At 46.9% G+C, this 13,649-nt stretch carries 13 protein-coding genes; 5 read left to right on the top strand and 8 right to left on the bottom strand.

Features of this window, described 5'->3' with window-relative positions:
• Positions 1-7: 7 nt before the first annotated feature.
• Positions 8-2,056 (top strand): phenylacetic acid degradation bifunctional protein PaaZ, encoded by a 2,049-nt coding sequence (gene paaZ / locus ACK4EX_RS07345; RefSeq protein ID WP_409771281.1) that lies wholly within the window; start codon positions 8-10, stop codon positions 2,054-2,056.
• 68 nt (positions 2,057-2,124) lie between these two features.
• Here the strand turns inward: paaZ and ACK4EX_RS07350 are convergent, their stop codons facing one another.
• Positions 2,125-2,319 (bottom strand): hypothetical protein, encoded by a 195-nt coding sequence (locus ACK4EX_RS07350; RefSeq protein ID WP_409771283.1) that lies wholly within the window; start codon positions 2,317-2,319, stop codon positions 2,125-2,127.
• Between the two features lie 109 nt (positions 2,320-2,428).
• Between ACK4EX_RS07350 and ACK4EX_RS07355 the strand changes: the two genes are divergently transcribed.
• The gene (locus ACK4EX_RS07355; RefSeq protein WP_409771286.1) at positions 2,429-2,833 is read left to right on the top strand and encodes a hypothetical protein; all 405 of its coding nucleotides are present in this window, start codon (positions 2,429-2,431) and stop codon (positions 2,831-2,833) included.
• Positions 2,834-2,847: 14 nt separating this feature from the next.
• On the opposite strand, the gene ACK4EX_RS07360 is transcribed toward ACK4EX_RS07355, so the two are convergent.
• From ACK4EX_RS07360 to ACK4EX_RS07390, 7 genes are all read right to left on the bottom strand, one after another.
• The gene (locus ACK4EX_RS07360; RefSeq protein ID WP_409771288.1) at positions 2,848-4,761 is read right to left on the bottom strand and encodes a cytochrome-c peroxidase; all 1,914 of its coding nucleotides are present in this window, start codon (positions 4,759-4,761) and stop codon (positions 2,848-2,850) included.
• A gap of 77 nt (positions 4,762-4,838) precedes the next feature.
• Positions 4,839-6,743, bottom strand: a complete 1,905-nt coding sequence (locus ACK4EX_RS07365; protein ID WP_409771289.1) for an alkaline phosphatase PhoX — start codon at positions 6,741-6,743, stop codon at positions 4,839-4,841.
• 134 nt (positions 6,744-6,877) lie between these two features.
• A complete protein-coding gene (locus ACK4EX_RS07370) occupies positions 6,878-7,072 on the bottom strand; it encodes a hypothetical protein (RefSeq protein ID WP_409771291.1) in 195 nt (64 codons plus the stop codon).
• Positions 7,073-7,307: 235 nt separating this feature from the next.
• Positions 7,308-7,616 (bottom strand): hypothetical protein, encoded by a 309-nt coding sequence (locus ACK4EX_RS07375; RefSeq protein ID WP_409771293.1) that lies wholly within the window; start codon positions 7,614-7,616, stop codon positions 7,308-7,310.
• A 213-nt stretch (positions 7,617-7,829) separates the two neighbouring features.
• Complete coding sequence (locus ACK4EX_RS07380; protein WP_409771295.1) at positions 7,830-9,020, bottom strand: MFS transporter; 1,191 nt, start codon at positions 9,018-9,020, stop codon at positions 7,830-7,832.
• On the bottom strand, positions 9,007-9,981 hold the full coding sequence (locus tag ACK4EX_RS07385) for a ribonuclease Z (RefSeq protein WP_409771298.1): 975 nt from the start codon (positions 9,979-9,981) through the stop codon (positions 9,007-9,009). The genes ACK4EX_RS07380 and ACK4EX_RS07385 overlap by 14 nt, the downstream gene beginning before the upstream one ends.
• A gap of 6 nt (positions 9,982-9,987) precedes the next feature.
• On the bottom strand, positions 9,988-10,779 hold the full coding sequence (locus ACK4EX_RS07390) for a hypothetical protein (protein ID WP_409771300.1): 792 nt from the start codon (positions 10,777-10,779) through the stop codon (positions 9,988-9,990).
• A 43-nt stretch (positions 10,780-10,822) separates the two neighbouring features.
• Between ACK4EX_RS07390 and ettA the strand changes: the two genes are divergently transcribed.
• Genes ettA through ACK4EX_RS07405 form a run of 3 tightly spaced genes read left to right on the top strand, consistent with a single transcriptional unit; the run spans position 10,823 to position 13,593 of the window.
• On the top strand, positions 10,823-12,517 hold the full coding sequence (gene ettA / locus ACK4EX_RS07395; protein ID WP_409771303.1) for an energy-dependent translational throttle protein EttA: 1,695 nt from the start codon (positions 10,823-10,825) through the stop codon (positions 12,515-12,517).
• A 12-nt stretch (positions 12,518-12,529) separates the two neighbouring features.
• Positions 12,530-13,057 (top strand): DinB family protein, encoded by a 528-nt coding sequence (locus ACK4EX_RS07400; protein ID WP_409771305.1) that lies wholly within the window; start codon positions 12,530-12,532, stop codon positions 13,055-13,057.
• Between the two features lie 5 nt (positions 13,058-13,062).
• Complete coding sequence (locus tag ACK4EX_RS07405; protein WP_409771307.1) at positions 13,063-13,593, top strand: 3-hydroxyanthranilate 3,4-dioxygenase; 531 nt, start codon at positions 13,063-13,065, stop codon at positions 13,591-13,593.
• Positions 13,594-13,649: the final 56 nt, after the last annotated feature.

Here is a 13,649-nt window from a genome sequence, read left to right on the forward strand (position 1 = left end):
CAACGGGATGAGAAAAATAGAAAACTACGTAATGGGTCAATGGATAGAGGGTGATGGTGTAGAATTCGTGGCCCGCAATGCCGTAACCGGTGAGGTGATCGGAGAGGTGTCTTCAGCCGGACTCGACTATGCTGAAATACTCGAATACGGTCGCAGAGTAGGTGGCCCCGCATTGAGGTCAATGACCTTTAGAGAGCGCGGTCAGATGCTGAAAAACCTTGCTCTATATCTTACCGAAAGAAAAGAAATCTTCTACGAGCTAAGCTATGCCACCGGTGCTACCAGAGCAGATTCGTGGATAGACATCGAAGGCGGTATCGGCAATCTGTTTTCATACGCCAGTCTTCGCCGTCAGTTCCCTGACAAGCCATACCATGTAGATGGGCAGACAGTCAATCTCTCTAAAGGTGGCACCTTCATTGGCCATCACATTATGGTGCCACGAAGAGGAGTAGCTGTGCACATCAATGCATTTAACTTTCCGGTGTGGGGAATGCTGGAGAAAATAGCTGTGAATCTCTTAGCTGGTGTGCCGGCTGTAGTGAAGCCCAGTGAATACACCAGCTACCTCACCGAATTAGTAGTGAGGCATATAGTGGAATCATCCATCTTGCCGGAAGGTTCACTGCAGTTGGTCACAGGGCTTGGTCGCGGCATTCTCGATCACGTGCACAATCAGGATGTAGTCACCTTCACCGGGTCGGCAGCGACAGGCAAGAAGCTAAAAGCTCTTCCGAACATCATTGAAGAATCCGTGCCTTTCAATCTCGAAGCTGATTCGCTGAATGCATCTGTTTTAGGCATGACTGTACAACCTGAGGATCCTGAATTTGACATTTTCATCAAGGAGATTCACAGGGAAATAACTGTAAAAGCCGGTCAAAAATGTACGGCCGTGCGCCGGATCATCGTGCCGGAACACTTGGTTGAGGCCGTAGAACGTGCCCTGGCCGAAAGACTCCGCAATACGCGCATCGGCAATCCCAGAGCAGAAGGTGTGCGAATGGGAGCCCTGGCTGCACACATTCAAGTCGATCGCCTAAAGAAAAACCTCGAAATCCTCGCCCGCGAGCAAGAAGTGGTCTTCGACGGCTCAAAAGAACTCGAACTCGTGGAAGCCGACCCCAGCCGTGGTGCCTTTGTGCAACCGATTATTTTCCGCAATTCAAATCCCTTCAAAAATACCTCTGTACACGAGGTAGAACCCTTCGGACCGGTATCGACCATCATGCCGTATAAAACGCTGGAAGAAGCTGTAGCCCTGGTGGGATTGGGAAAGGGATCGCTGGTGACCTCCATTATCACAAACGATGACCGGGAAGCAACCCGGTTTACACTGGAGGCAGCTCATCTGAATGGTCGGATTCTGGTGCTGAATCGCAGATGCGCTAAGGAAAGCACCGGACACGGCTCACCCATGCCCATGCTCACACACGGCGGTCCGGGGCGCGCCGGCGGTGGCGAAGAGATGGGCGGTGTGCGAGGTGTGATGCACTATCTGCAGCGCACAGCTATACAAGGCCACCCCGATACCATCACCGAAATTACCCAAATCTACCAGCCCGGTGCCAGCCGTCCTGAAGCTGAGCCGCACCTCTTCCGTCAGTACTTCGAAGACCTCAAAGTAGGAGATACTGTTTATACTCACAAGCATACTGTGACGGAGGCGGATATCGTAAACTTTGCCAACGTGAGTGGCGATAATTTCTACGCCCACATGGATGCCACATCGCTGGAGGGTACGCTCTTCGAACGAAGGGTGGCTCACGGCTACTTCATTCTCTCAAAAGCCGCCGGCCTCTTTGTCGATCCCAAAAAAGGCCCTGTGCTGCTGAACTACGGCATCGAAGAGTGCCGATTCACCAAGCCGGTTTATCCAGGTACCACCATCGGCGTAAAACTCACCGTGAAGGAAAAAATCAGCCAGGAAAAGCGCTCACCTGAAGACATAGCTCGAGGTATTGTGAAGTTTTATGTGGATGTGTATGACGAAACGGGCGAATCGGTAGCTGTAGCCACAATACTTACCATGGTAAAAAAGAGGAATCAGAACTGAATTCTGTGCGGGGAAATATTGCACTGATAAGGTTAAGATAAGCGAGGATTTCAGGACCATCAATCGTGTTATGCAATTCCCGCGTAAGGGATAGGAGCGGATATGAGCTGCAGCGGATGGGGATGTGGCACACAGGGCGAGGAGGCGACTGTAGAAGCCACCGCAGCCCGATGCGCCACCCACATACCGCAAGGCGAATATGAGCGGATAGCCCGACCCCTGACGAAGGCGCCTATGGCGCCTTCGTCAGGGGGTACGCCCAAATAAAACAAAAAATGCAAAATCAAAAAATTCAAAATTCAATAATGGGACATCTCCTTATACGCCATATGCAGTAAAACAGGTTGACGAGCGCCAATGCAAATTCGTGGCATGATAAAATTCATCGTATTCATCCTCCTAATTTTTGGATCAGTAGCAGGCCATGGTCAGCGATTTACCTTCGAATACATCGATGTAGGTCAGTCGGGTGGTATACTTCGAGGTAAAAAGGCCAATGCGCAGCAGGTGGCTATTACGGCTTCTGAAATTATCTACACGAATGAAAAGGGCAAGGAAACCCGATTTATGATTCATCGCCGGGACGAATTGTCATCAGGACATTCAGGTTTTATGGTTTCATGTGCGTGTACAGGCTCATTTTCTGAAATCAGGGAAGCCCACTTACTCTCGCTTGGCCGAAATAAAACACTTTTTATCTTTTTTAAGGAAAACGGTGATTTTATAGCCTTCGGCAATCACAAGTTTTACTACAATCCGCAAGCGGGCGAAGAATGAGCTGTGTCTGACCATCAATTTCTCCGGGCATTCAGCCAGCTGTATTCTCCTGATAATCTGGGTAATCGGGCCGGAGGTGTAGTGAGGCCTGTCGTATCGGTGAGTGCTGACATGAAGGCCACGAGAGCTTTCTTTTCTTTTTCGGTGAGCTTAAGAGGGTCAGGTGGTAGAGTTTGATTGGGCAGTTGGATGCCGATGCCGTGACCTCCGCCGAGATCATAGAAGCGAATCACCTCGTCAAGTGTCTGATATACACCGTTGTGCATGTAGGGGGCGGTCAGTGCGGCATTGCGGACGGTCATGGTTTTGAAGGCAAATTTGTGCGGCTCGGCATGAGCGAGGGTGTAGCGGCCTTCGTCGGGATCAACTGTTGCTTTTTGCCAAACAGCTTCGGACGGCACTCCGAGCACTTCAAACTCCGTCTCGCGAAAGAAGGGAGGCACAGAGCCATTAAATACAGGAGCAAAGTGGCAGGTAGCGCACTTAGCCTTACCCATAAAGACGTTAAAACCTTGAATTACATCTGCTGACACTTGTCCTCGGTCGGTCATATACAGGTCGAAGGGACTGTTAAGGCTTTTGAGGCTCATCATGTAGGCCTCCAACGCTGCAATGACCATGGGAAAGTCGATTACTTCACTGCCTAATGCTTTTTTGAACATCTGGCGGTATTCTTCGCTGCTGTTGAGCTGGCGAGTGAGTTCGAGAGCGTCCTTATTCATTTCATGGCGATTCAGCGTGACTTCGGTAAACTGCTGGCTGAGTGAGGTCAGGTGGCCGTCCCATTGAAAGGCGTTTTGATAGACGACGTTGAGCAGGGTAGGTGTGTTGCGTTTCAGAGGTTTTCCGTCGAGAGACATTGGAGTCTTTAGACCATCCGTAAAACCCTTGCCCGGCTGATGGCAGCTGGCACAGGAGCGGCTGTGATCGTCGCTGAGCACAGGGTCGTAAAAGAGGGTTTTTCCCAGAGCTACGAGGTCAGCATTGGGCTTTTTATTGGTTTTCTGGGGGAAAAATTCGTTGACCTTCAGGAAGTCATCGTAAAAAAGACCTTTGCTGAACGGGTTGACCACCGAGAGGCCAACGATGCGCTCTTCGGGAAAATCCGTTCCCAAGCTCTCTTGCATCCATGTTACTCCTCTGAATATTGGATCCGTACATTCCTTGATGAAGCGAGCCCGGTCGAGTGCATCAAAATTTTTTACTGAGTTAAGAATGATATCCCCGTTATTTACGGCATTTCGTACCATTACGTAACCTTCCCGATCGTCGTAGAGCAGGGTGTTGAAAAGCTCTGTCACTTCCCAGATGCCCCTGAGAGTATGTCTGGCTTCTTCTATGGCGTCGAGCGATACAGGGCAGTCGAAACCCGTAATTCCCAAGGTGGCTAACCTGACGGCAGCCATTCTAAGGCTGTGGAACACCAGCCAGTCGTAAAGGGTCTGAGATTGAATATACTGATGTGATTCTTTCAGATAAAACCGGAGTTTTTGAATCTTTTTCAAGATAAAGTCTTTGTTTTCGAGTACTTCGTCGCCGTACAGTTCTTCTTCAATCACCTGAAAGCCTTCAGGCTCGCTCACGGCGGCCATGGTTTTTTCGTATTCGACTTTCGGGAGATTGGGGCCGTTGATCCATTTAGCGTTGTAAGAATCGACTGTGGCGGAGATTACTTCCAGTTTTTTGTAGGTGTATCTTGATTTTTTGAATTGACGTATCAGAGCGGGGATTGCTTTGTTGTTTTTCATGCGAGCCACACCGGCTTCCAGGTCGGCAAGCTGACGATCGAGCAGAGTGAAGTGGTCATCGAGCCATTCTTTCAGAGGCTTGTCCACATTGGCATCCCAGGAATTAGTGGTGGTTGTGAAGGAATATAATACGATTATTAAAGATGCTATCACAAAGGAAAGTTGAATTTTTCTTTTCATAGATCATCTATCATTTTTTATATGAAAAAACAGGCCTTCGGCAAACCAAAGGCCTGTTTGATTGATGTTTATACAAATTACTGAATGAGTTGAATTTTGTGTACAGAGCCATCCTTCAGGCGGAGGAAATACATACCTGGTTTCAGACCATAGAGGTTGATGTGTGACATGTTTTCACGTACCATAATTACACGACCTGTGGCATCGAGTAGTTCGAAATCAACGATTTTATTGAAGTGAACGGCATTGAAGGTCGGATTGGGATGCATGCGGAAGGGTGCATCTGCACTTTCGATTTCCGGTATGTTGATGGTACCTTGATTTTTAAATCCTGTCACAGCGATGGTAGTAGCTCTCTGGAATGGATACACATTGCCCATAGAAGAAGTAGCCTGATCGTTGGCCAGCGAACCGCCTGTACCATCCGGGTGCTGGTTGTTGATAAAGAGCGTTGATCCATCAGGTGTGAAAACACCACCAGTAAATTCAGCATCACGGGTACCGGTCATCAGAAAGAGGAGGTTAGCCGGTGTAGGATTGGGGATATCGAGGTCAAGCAGGAAGGCCTTTGGAATTTCATAGGGGAATGAACCGAAGAAGTTGGGCACGATACGGCCAAGGCTTGTACCGATGTTGTCTTCCTGGAGGAGCAGATAACGCTTGTTGCCAAATTGTACGAATTCAATACCGTCCACAGAGTTGAATACAAAGCGGCTCTCTGCAGGTTTACCAGGTACCTCAGGGCCTCCAAGTAGATATGGCTTCACTGAGGGTTCATTGGTAAGGGCATCTTCGAGTACGAGTACTGCACCGAAAGGATGACGGCACACAGAGTCTGTGAAAGAAAAGAAATTGTTGTCAATCCAATGGCGAGGAATAGTAACACCGGCTCTGATGGAAGGACCCATAGGCTGGTTGTCGCGGCCGGTTTCGGCGAGATAGACCTTTCCGGTAGTAGGATCTACTTCCGTCCACTCAATGCGCTGGAAGGCCGTAGCACCCAGGCGTGTAGCGATGGCAGGTGCATTGATCAATGAGTCGATGTGGCGGGGAATTTGAATCCATTGACCTTTGTATGAGCCGGGATTTTGTTTGAAAACATAGAGGTTACCTTTTGTGTAATCTCCGGTAGAGTCAGCCACATATTTCCAGATGAAGGCACCGTGAGGAAGGTTAGAGGCCGGTACAAAGTCGTTACCATGAATCAGTGTGCGATTGTCAGGCATAGCAATCGTACCTTCAAACGACATGCGTCCGGCGTGGTAGAGTTTGCGAACAGCCTTCTTAGTGTTAGGATCGATCATGGTAAGCCAGCCGAAGTTTTGCCAAGCCTTAATCTTTTGACCTCCGAACTCTGGTACGTTAGTAGGAATAGTGTAGTTTCCTTGTCCATCATAACCATTAGTAGTAGCAGCCGTATCGTGCCAGTTTCGGATTTGGAAGTTTGAAGTGTAGTTGGCAAAAATCTCTTCACCAGTCAGTACCATGCCGTTTGGCAACAGGGCACCACCGCAGTTGGTCGTTGTCCATCCCACTGTAGAGAAGTCCACAGCCCAACATGTGTCGCCACCGGCAGTACGGGTTTGGTCAATGATCCAACCTTGCTGTGGATCCTTGATCACGGGTACCACCGACATAGCACCACCCCATCCGAGTTGTGGACGCTCATTTAAAATGGTACGTCTCTCGTGATTGATGACCAGCGTGCCTTTTGTGTTGGGATTTTGGGCATCAGGAATGTAGGCCATAAAATCGTGCTCACGTGGTGCAGGTACTGTAGCAGTGACTCCGTCAGCGCGGTTTACACGTACGAAATTTGACCCTTCGCGGAATACTACCTTCATCTGAAGAGATGAACCAACGCGTACCTGCACTGAACCAGCAGTATCCACATTGTTGAGGGGCGTAAAAGGTTGATAGCCTTGGGCTTTCATTTGAAAAAATGAAGCCATGATGCATGCACTAAGTACAACTTTTTTCATTTGGGTTTGAGGTTTTTATGCAATGCAAACCACCCCCACATCTGTTATGTAATTATGTAGGCTAATTGAAGTATTTGCGAAATAATTGTTACGAAGTTTAAGCTATTTTGAACTATGTTTTCAAATTTTACTACTTAAAATATCAAACGATCGGAGTATTTGATTTCATACCGGCCGTCATCTGTCTTAAACAGACATTTTTTAAAGTTCATTCCCAGAAGTGTTACTTCTTTGGTATCATTTACATCGACGCGATTTAGCACGCGCTTATTTTCAATTTTTACATATTCTGTCAGTGATACCATCTTGTAAGTATCGAATACATTCATTCCATATAAGAGCGTTGTTATTCGTACATTTTTATCGGAAGTGATGTTAGCAGCATTAGAACTTACCCTTCGTCCAATGACTCTTTTAATTGTGTAGCCGTATTCATCTGAATTTATAAATTTATTTAAAGATAAATCTTCTTGTTCACTTTGACTAAAGCCGTGGATTTTCTCAAATATTTTTTTGTTGGTATGATTGACAATGTAAAAACGCTGAAGAGGTAAGAAACCTCTATCAAAAACGGCGAATGCTATCTACTGAAAACTGGTTTACAAGAGATGGATAGTGATAAATATCGGCCGAAATCGTCACTTCCTTGCGAAGCCAGAATAAAAACCAGGTGTAACGAACATCCTGAGAGATGTTTTCGATCACATCGCCAGACTCGAGAAGCAGCGAATTATGCAATTCCTTCTTGGCCGGAGTAGTGAAGAAAAGTGTATTTCTTTCAGCAATTCCGAAGTAATAATTGATTTTGTTGTAGGTTAAAAATGATGATTTGTATTCCCGCTTTTCAGCAAATGCAGGTCTTTGATCAAGCACAAGTCCACGGTGATAACTACAAGAAGCCGAAAGAAGAAATAAAAATAAATACAGATTTTTCGCTATTTATTAAATTGAATTATACTGTCAAAAATAGCTAACAGTAAGCCCACTTAGAATTAAATTAACATTAAGAAACTTCTGTACTTTTTCAGAAAATTCCCTGGAGGCCTACAAATGTGACCAGGACTGTGGAATTTCGCTTTGTCTGACTTAGTGCTTTTTACTTAATTTCAATGAAAAATAAAAACTCATCAGCATCAGCCCAAAACTGGCCACGTATGGCATGGTGTAATGCACATCGTAAAGTGAACCACCGATGACCGGCCCGATCAGCCGTGCCAATGAACCCGAAGATTGCAGAATGCCAAGGTAAAAGCCCTGCTGCAGTGCACTCACTTCGGTGCTGAGCAGAGAGCTGAGCATAGGATTGATAAATGCATTTCCGAATCCTATAAGTGCGAGAGCTAGTAGTTCGAGCGGCACGAACCATTCGACGGGTATATACGGCATAGCCAAAAGACCGACAGCCATAAGCAGGTTACCAGTGGCAAGGAGAGACTTTTCACTGAAACGCGCAGTAAACTTGCCCAGGAGCGATCCCTGAATCACCACAGCTAAAGCTCCAATAAAGGCAAAAGTGTAGCCAACTTCAGCATCCGATAGCCTAAACTTCTCATGCCAGAGGATGGCCGCGGTAATCTGCATCATTGAAAAAGCTGTAATAAAAATAATGTTAATGATGAAAAACTGGTTGACCGCCGACTGCCGAAGCACTTTCACCATATTGCCAAATGGGTTCTGCCAAAGTGAAGAGGTGCTGTTTTTTGTAAGTAAACTTTCGGGCAGAATGAAATACGCCAGAAGAAAATTTGCGACTGAAAATATCGCTGCCGTGTAACCAACCCATTCGATGCCGAAGGAGTCTTTGAGCCATCCGCCCAAAGGCGGCCCGACAATAAATCCAAGACCAAAAGCAGCGCCGATCAGTCCAAAATTCTTAGCTTTTTTATCCGGAGTAGATACATCGCTGATAAAGGCCTGAGCAGCCGAGAGATTAGCTGCACCCAGCCCTGACAACAGTCTTGAAATCAATAAAACAGCGATTGAACCTGCATTGGCAAAGACAATGTATGCAACTACCATGATTACGATGCTAATCAGTATGACCGGCCGACGCCCGATTCGGTCGCTGAGCGAACCCCAGAAACCCGAAAACATAAATTGCATAAAGGAGTAGCTACTGGCAACTACACCAATCACTAACCCATTGGCCCCCAATTCTTTCGCGAAAATCGGCAAAATCGGGATGATAAGCCCGAAACCCATTAAATCGAGAAATACCGTGATAAACAATACAGTTAGAGCCCCTTTGGGATTGGCTCTGGAATCAACTCTGGGCATGTACCGTCTCTTTGGGGTCTTCTATTAAGAGATTCATCAGCTTCCGGTCGAGTATAAACCGACTGTTCTGCCGGGCAAAGTACGTATTCGGAAAGATTTGTCTTGCCTCGTTCACCAGCTGTGAAGAATCTTTATACCGAACAGATAAATGGCCAATAAGCAGGTATTTCGCACCAATCTGAAGAGCCGCTTTTGCTGCCTCCACAGCCGTGGAATGTCCGGTAAGTGGAGCAATCGCTGACTCCGATGAGCTGTAGGTAGCTTCGTGATAGAGTATATCTGCACTCCCTGCAAGCTCCGATAGGTTTTCCAAATATATGGTATCGGTACAATAGGCATATCGCAAAGCTCTTGGCAGGGGCAAGGTCAATTCTTCATTAGGTATCGTATGACCCTCATCGGAAGACCAGTCAAATCCTTTTTTGATGTTGGGGATATCACAAGCAGGAATCCGATATTCTTTGATTTTTATAGGATTTACATTTTTTAACGGAAACACCTCTTCAAACACAAACCCTTGGCAGTCAATCGTGTGCTTAAGTGGAAAGGTGTAAACATTTGCAAAGGCAGTGGAATGAAGCAGATATTTTTCCCCCATTTTAACCGGAATCCTGTGCAGCAGATAAGAAAAAGGCTGCTCACTGTGGCGATAGAAAAAGAAATCGACCAGCTCGACAATCTGCGGTGGGGCAAACAAAAAGAGCTCCTTCTGGCGCTTCATCAGGTCGAGACTGCTCAGAAGCCCTAACAAACCAAAACAATGATCGCCATGAGCATGGGAAATGAAGATGGCATCAAGCCTGGCAAATGAAAGTTTGTTTTTCCGGATTTGCATCTGAGTACCTTCCCCACAATCGATCAGAAAGCGTTTGTTGCCAATTTCCAACCATTGAGCCGTGGGGAAGAGATTTGACGTAGGAGTAGCACTCGAACTGCCGAGGATAATGATTTTGAGCGACATTAAGTGTTATTTCTTATCCATAAACATTCTTCGGAGCTTGAAGCTGCGATAACATTCCATCATTGAAACGATGAGGTCGTAATCGCTGGAGGAATAAATTTTTTCTTCGCTCATCTGACAGTAAAAGATGAGCATACGCAGCCCCTCTTGGTCTAATCCGGTGAGTTCGAGCAGGATTTCTCGATTTTTTTTAATGTCAAGGCGATCGATAAATTCATCTCGTTCCGCGAGACGATCGAGCTCTTCGAGTTGGCGATGGCGGGAACTGAACATTTGGTATAAATAATCAATCGGACTGGCCAGAGTAGCCCGGCTACGGCCCGGTGTGCGAATGTCTTTATCAGCAGGAAGCAGCGGTTGTTTTATTTCCATAGCCCTCGGATTATTGGTGGTAAGGCGATAGCCGGTCACATCTACCTGAGCAAGTTCAGTAGCTTTTTCAGTGAGCATTACTTTTACAATTTCAGCCCGATAGGTGTCGTCAATACAGAGGTAATGGTTTTTATAGCCCAGTCCCGTAATCCTGAGCGTGTCTCCCACTTGTGCATTTATCTGAAAATAACCATTAGATAGCGAAATGGTTCCTTTGCCGGAACGGGTGTTTAGAATGTGCAAGTTCTCAAGAGGCAGCGGTGTGCGGCTATCGTTGTAAATAAATCCGCGCACAGCAAATGTCTGGGCAAAACCCATCACACCAGTAAGAAGTGAAAAAATAAACAGCCACATTAGCCGGCATTTCAGATATTCGCATCTGAAATCGCCTTGAGCTCTGTAGTCGATTTTTCGATGGAGTTCCAAGAATTATCAATAATTACCTTTAATACAAACGAAAATTTCAACCATGTCAGACGATAAGAAGGTCATTTTTTCCATGAGTGGCGTCACTAAGACCTACTCATCTACCAACAAAACAGTGCTCAAAGATATTTATCTCAGTTTTTTTTACGGGGCTAAAATCGGTATTCTCGGTCTCAATGGCTCTGGAAAGAGTACTTTACTGAAAATCATAGCTGGCGTAGAGAAGAACTATCAGGGCAATGTGGTATGGTCTCCAGGTTATACGGTAGGCTATCTAGAACAAGAACCGCAGTTAGATCCCAACAAGACAGTTATCGAAGTCGTACGCGAGGGCGTGGCCGAAACCATGGCGCTGCTCGACGAATTCAACCGCATTAACGACCAGTTTGGCCTGCCAGAGGTATATGAAGACCCTGAAAAAATGGAGAAGCTTATGGCCCGCCAAGCCGAGCTACAAGATAAAATCGATGCGCTAAACGCCTGGGAAATTGACACTAAACTCGAACGCGCCATGGATGCCCTTCAGTGTCCGGAGCCTGATAAGCCTATTTCTGTGCTCTCTGGTGGTGAAAAACGCCGAGTAGCTCTCTGCCGTCTTTTACTCAAGCAGCCCGATGTGCTGCTGCTCGACGAGCCCACTAACCACCTCGATGCCGAGAGCGTGTTATGGCTCGAACACCACCTTCAACAATATCCGGGCACAGTTATCGCCGTAACGCACGACCGCTACTTTCTAGACAATGTAGCCGGCTGGATCCTGGAACTCGACCGTGGCGAAGGCATTCCCTGGAAGGGCAACTACTCCAGCTGGCTAGAGCAAAAGACCAAACGCCTTGAGCAGGAAGAAAAACAAGCCTCAAAGCGTCGCAAAACGCTGGAACGCGAGCTCGAATGGGTGCGAATGAACCCCAAAGGCCGCCAAGCTAAGGCAAAGGCTCGTCTAGCCAACTATGAAAAAATGCTGAACGAAGAGCAAAAAGAGAAAGAAGAAAAACTCGAAATCTATATACCGCCGGGGCCACGCTTAGGCACACAGGTGATCGAAGCCCGACACGTATCGAAAGCCTATGGCGATAAAATACTGTATGAAGATTTGAATTTTGCACTTCCGCCGGCAGGAATCGTTGGAATCATCGGGCCAAATGGTGCTGGTAAAACCACCATTTTCCGTATGATCATGGGACAGGAAAAACCCGATTCCGGTGAATTTATTATCGGCGACACAGTTAAGATCGCTTATGTGGACCAGTCGCACGAAAAAATGCACCCAGACAAGACCATTTTTGAAATCATGGCCGACGGCCAGGATGAATTTGACCTCGGAGGTCGACGGGTCAATACACGAGCTTATCTCGGCCGATTTAACTTTTCAGGTCAGGACCAAAATAAAAAGGTCGGCATGCTCTCAGGCGGAGAGCGAAACCGACTGCACCTGGCTATGGCACTAAAAGAAGGCGGCAATGTGCTGCTGCTCGACGAGCCCACCAACGATCTGGATGTCAATACCCTTCGAGCCCTTGAAGAAGCGCTTGAAAACTTTGCCGGTTGTGCCGTTATCATCTCGCACGACCGCTGGTTTCTCGATCGAGTGTGTACACATATCTTGGCTTTTGAGGGCGATGCCAAAGTGTATTACTTCGAAGGTTCCTTCTCAGAATACGAAGAAAACAAGCGCAAGCGACTGGGCGATACTACTCCAAAGCGATTCCGGTACAAAAAGTTGGTAAAAGAAGCATAATCCTGACTGGTAATGCATTTTAAAAAACCGCAACCTACAGATGTCCCGGCTTTTTACCAGGGATACATCGCCTCATTGCCCGACGGACACGTACTCAATCTGATGGAGCTCGGCAAAAAGCGCATGACTGACATGCTGAGCTCTATGGATCCAGAGGACTTTGAAACAACCTACCAAGCAGGAAAGTGGACACTGGCCCAAGTGATCCGACACGTAATTGATGCTGAAACGGTTTTCTTGTATCGTGCCCTTACCATGAGCCGCAGAGATAGCACAGAATTACCTTCCTTCGACGAAAATCACTGGGCTGACAGCACCGCCCTCAATGCTCAACTCTTATCGCCAAATGCCTTACTGAGAGATTACTTATTGATTCGCAACTTGAGCATCAACATCTTTAGCCGGATGACAAAAGAGGAACTCTTCTTCCGTGGCCGTGCCAATAACTTTGATACCTGTGCTAATGATATTGCTTTCATCATCACAGGTCATGAATATCACCACCTTAACATAATCGGCGAACGCTACTTAAAATTCTGAATATCATGGAAATCCGTAAACCCTTTAACCTGAATGCCTGGATTGCAGAAAACAAACATCTGCTCAAACCACCGGTGGCCAACAAAAACCTCTACCCCGAGGGAACGGACTACATCGTGATGGTGGTCGGAGGCCCCAATGCGCGCAAAGACTTCCACTACAACGAAACCGAAGAACTCTTTTACCAGCTTGAGGGAAACATCACCGTTCGCATCCAGCAAGACGGAAAACCGGTCGATATTCACCTGGGCCCCGGCGATATGTTTCTTCTGCCAGCGGGCGTACCACACTCACCCATGCGCACAGAGGGGTCAGTGGGTCTGGTCATTGAGCGCGTCAGAGTAGGTAAAGGCTACCAGGACGGTTTACTGTGGTTTTGCGAAAAATGCAACCACAAACTCCACGAAGTTTATTTTGAACTTCAGGACATTGAAAAAGACTTTCTGCCTCACTTCAGGGAATTTTATGGCTCTGAAGCTCTCCGCACCTGCGATGCCTGTGGTCATACGATGGAGGCTGATCCGAGATTTGTCTGAACATCAATCGTTTTTCTTCAGGAAGAAGGCCTTTGAGATACTTTAATGATTGACAA

This window comes from Thermaurantimonas sp. (genome assembly GCF_046299575.1).
Lineage (GTDB): Bacteria > Bacteroidota > Bacteroidia > Flavobacteriales > Schleiferiaceae > Thermaurantimonas.